Source organism: Brevibacterium picturae (genome assembly GCF_030453725.1).
Lineage (GTDB): Bacteria > Actinomycetota > Actinomycetes > Actinomycetales > Brevibacteriaceae > Brevibacterium > Brevibacterium sandarakinum_A.
Window position 1 is genome coordinate 1 of the sequence record NZ_JAKDJU010000240.1, and the last position, 3,519, is coordinate 3,519.

Here is a 3,519-nt window from a genome sequence, read left to right on the forward strand (position 1 = left end):
CTGTCTTCCGCGGTCGCCGGTGATGAGTTTCGGCCCACCATGTCATTCATGTCTCTGCTGGTCTAGCATCGGTGCTGTGCCACCAATGCTGAGGAGGGTGTCATGACAGACGCCGCGCACGACCAGTCCGATGTCGAATACGACTGCATCATCTCCGGAGGCGGTCCCGCCGGAATCGTCGCCGGGCTGCTCCTGGCGCGCGGAGGCGTGAAGGTTGTGGTGCTGGAGAAGCACAACGATTTCTTCCGCGACTTCCGCGGTGACACCATCCATCCTTCGACGCTGCGACTGCTCGACGAGCTGGGACTCTACAACGAATTCGCCCGGATCACGCACCGCAGGGTGACCAATATCAGTCTCGTCGGCGACGACGGTCAGGACTTCATCCTGGGCGATCTGTCCAGGTTGAATACGCCACATCCGTTCATGACGATCGCACCTCAGTGGGACTTCCTCAATCTGCTCGCCAAGGCAGGGGAGGACGAGCCCGGGTTCGATCTGCGCATGGGCGTCGAAACGACCTCCCTGATCTGGGCGGATGACCGAGTCGTCGGCGTCCGCGCGCACACTCCCGGTGGTCAGACGGAGCTGCGGGCTCCACTCGTCGTGGCTGCCGACGGTCGTTGGTCGAAGGCTCGGGACGAAGCGCAGCTGTCGATGCGGGAACTGCGATCGACGATCGACGTGTGGTGGTTCCGGATCGACACCGCCCAACAGCTCGCTCAATCGATCGCTCCTCGCGCCGAAGGCGGCAACGTCTTCGTCGCAATTCCACGTGACGGGCACGTGCAGATGGCCCGCCTCATCCCGAAGGGCGAGGACACACGGTTCCGTGAGCAGGGCATCGAGTCACTTCGCCGTGCGGTTGCAGAGACGTTTCCAGTGCTGGCAGACGACGTTGACGCACTCGAGATGGACGATGTGAAGCTTCTCGACGTCCGGCGCAACGAGGCCAGACGCTGGTTCATCGACGGACTGCTGTGCATCGGTGATTCCGCCCATGCTATGAGTCCTCTGGGAGGAGTCGGCGTCAATCTGGCTGTCCAGGATGGTGTGGCCACGGCCCGTCTGCTGGCCGAAGCCCTGCGTTCTGGGTCCGTGTCCACCCGCGATCTCAGGCGTGTGCAGCGCAGACGGATGCTGACGACGAAGGCCGTTGAGCTGCTGCAGGGCGGCATCCACGCCATGGTCGAACCGGTCGTCCACAATGGCGGAGTCATCCGTCCCCCGGCACCGGTCGTGTGGCTGCTGACGACGTTCCCTGCGCTGACTGTGGTTCCGGCGCGAATCCTCGGGATGGGTGTGACTCCCGAGCACGCTCCGGACTTCGCGCATCGGAAGCCGGAGTCGGTCTGATCTGTGGCCCGGCCGGCTTCAGCCTCGGTTGCGACGCTGTCGGGCCAGCAGGTCGGTGAGCTGACGGCATTCGGCCTCCGACATCGATCCCAGTCCGAACTGGGCGTCGGCGACGATCTGACTGGCACGGTCGGTCAGGGCACGTCCTTTCGGGGTGATCTCCGCAAAGACCTCCCCGTCGTCACCGGGCTCCAGCTCCCTCTCGATCAGGTCGTTGTCCTCCAGCCACCGGACCGACGAGAAGGACGAATTGGCCTCGACTTGAAGCTGATCGGTGAGCTCAACGAGGGGGAGTGCGCCTCGGTGGTCGAAGAACAGCAGGAGCAGAACCTCGTACCGTGCATACGTCAGGCCCATGGGACGCAGCTTCTCATCGAGATCGGTGATGAGCATCCGGTGGGCGTGCATCAGTTCCGTTGCCGTCTGCATCCGGTTCCGTTCGGGCCACCGCTGCTCCCAGGAGCGTGCCGCCATCGAAACGGGATCATTCAGTGCGGGTGATGCGCTCCCGATTCTCATCTCCTCCGAGTCCGTGAAGCCGTGACCGGTGTTGAGCTCCATCGTGGTCCACTCTTCGGTGTCCACGTCCGGACCCGCCCCTGTGCGCACCGCCGGAGGTGCACCAGAGCTGACTCCCGCACTGAATCGGGGCTGGTGGCCTACGGCAATGTGGTCTGAATTGAGGTCATCATCGTCATCGGCAATGGTCTCGGAGCTGAACTCAGCGTCGGACTGGGGATCAACCTCCCCGAAGAGGTCTTCATCGCCGGGGAGGTCTTCGTCCTCGTCCTCCTGGGCGTTCAAGGAGGAGATTGCCGATCGCAGTCCAGAGCGCTGAATCACAGTCTGAATGATCTGATCGCGCTCGTCGGGTCGGCCGACATAGCGGATATCGCGCAGCCCCTGGTCTTGGGCGGCTGACTCGAAGACGAAATGCCCGTACCTGAAGATTCTTCCGATCAGCGGCTTGTGCACCGAGATATCGAGAATACGCGACATCGGCATCGTCGCCTTGTGCTGAGTGAAGACCCCGTGGATTCTGAACACCCGCATATTCGTGATGACGAACCGGTCCATATGCACAGCCAGCCCGCGATACAACCCGAACAGGCCAATGGCAACCCCGACGCCCAACGGGATCGAGGCGAAATCGACAGGGACCGCGAAGCTGAGGGCCACGACGGCCAGACCCAGCAGGATGATGAGCGTGGGGGTGACGAAGGCGAGCGGGTGGCGACGCACCTCGTCGACTATCTCTTCGCCCTCATCCGAGATGAGATGATTTTCGACCCTCGGGTCGGCCAATAGCCTCAGCACGTCCGGGTGCCCATCACACGCTTACGCGGACAGAGAAGAGAAGAACGTGACCAATGATCCGACACCGTTGCCTACCGCCTCGAAAGCGTTTCTGACTGCGTCGGCCGAATCCTCTGGCCGACTGAACAGGTAGAAAGCCACAAATATGACGACGAGCGTGAGGACGGCCTTTTTCAACCACTTCACAACGGACTCCTCTTTGCCGCGTCGCTGAGATTGCAGATGCGGACAATTGGTTGCACAACCCCATAAGCGTAACCGTCCTTGCCGCCCATTCACGAGGTGACGCGCCCAAAACCTGTGATCGCGATCTCATATGATGAGAATCGGACCTGCAGAGCCGCCGAGGAGGGCTCGCCCCTCCAGCGCACCCACGCGGCCGCGATTATGGTTTCCCCCAACCCGGTTCGACGGTCAGCACCCCTGTTCAAAGCGCAGGATATGCGTAATGTTGAGGGTATGAGAAAACTATTCGATGCCATCCGCAATACCGGCTTCCGTCGCGGACCCGACAGGGTCTTGGGCGGCATCTCGGGAAGTCTCGCCAGGTCGACCGGCCTGAACGTTTGGCTGGTCCGTCTGCTGGTCCTCGCTTCATTCCTGCTTCCGGTCCTCGGAATCGGAGCTTATCTGGTTGCTTGGGTCCTCACCCCGTGGCAGGACGGGAGCATTCCCATCGAACAGGCATTCGGCGGCCGCCTCGAGCGGTGACCAGCGCATAGCGCGCAACAACAGCGAAGAACCCCTCCGATCGCGGTGCTGACACCGGGACGGAAGGGTTCGCTCGTCTGGGTGGGCCCCGTGGGGATCGAACCCACGACCCACGGATTAAAAGTCCGTTGCTCT

The 3,519-nt window shown here is 62.2% G+C and carries 3 protein-coding genes; 2 read left to right on the forward strand and 1 reads right to left on the reverse strand.

Annotated features, from left to right (window positions below):
- Window positions 1-102 precede the first annotated feature (102 nt).
- Window positions 103-1,356 carry an FAD-dependent oxidoreductase gene (locus L0G76_RS14845; RefSeq protein WP_304357927.1) on the forward strand — a complete coding sequence of 418 codons (1,254 nt, stop codon included), beginning with the start codon at window positions 103-105 and terminating at the stop codon, window positions 1,354-1,356.
- 18 nt (window positions 1,357-1,374) lie between these two features.
- Here L0G76_RS14845 and L0G76_RS14850 read toward each other — a convergent pair whose 3' ends face one another.
- Window positions 1,375-2,673 carry a PH domain-containing protein gene (locus L0G76_RS14850; protein ID WP_304357928.1) on the reverse strand — a complete coding sequence of 433 codons (1,299 nt, stop codon included), beginning with the start codon at window positions 2,671-2,673 and terminating at the stop codon, window positions 1,375-1,377.
- A 459-nt stretch (window positions 2,674-3,132) separates the two neighbouring features.
- Between L0G76_RS14850 and L0G76_RS14855 the strand changes: the two genes are divergently transcribed.
- Complete coding sequence (locus L0G76_RS14855) at window positions 3,133-3,384, forward strand: PspC domain-containing protein (protein ID WP_304357929.1); 252 nt, start codon at window positions 3,133-3,135, stop codon at window positions 3,382-3,384.
- Window positions 3,385-3,519 lie beyond the last annotated feature (135 nt).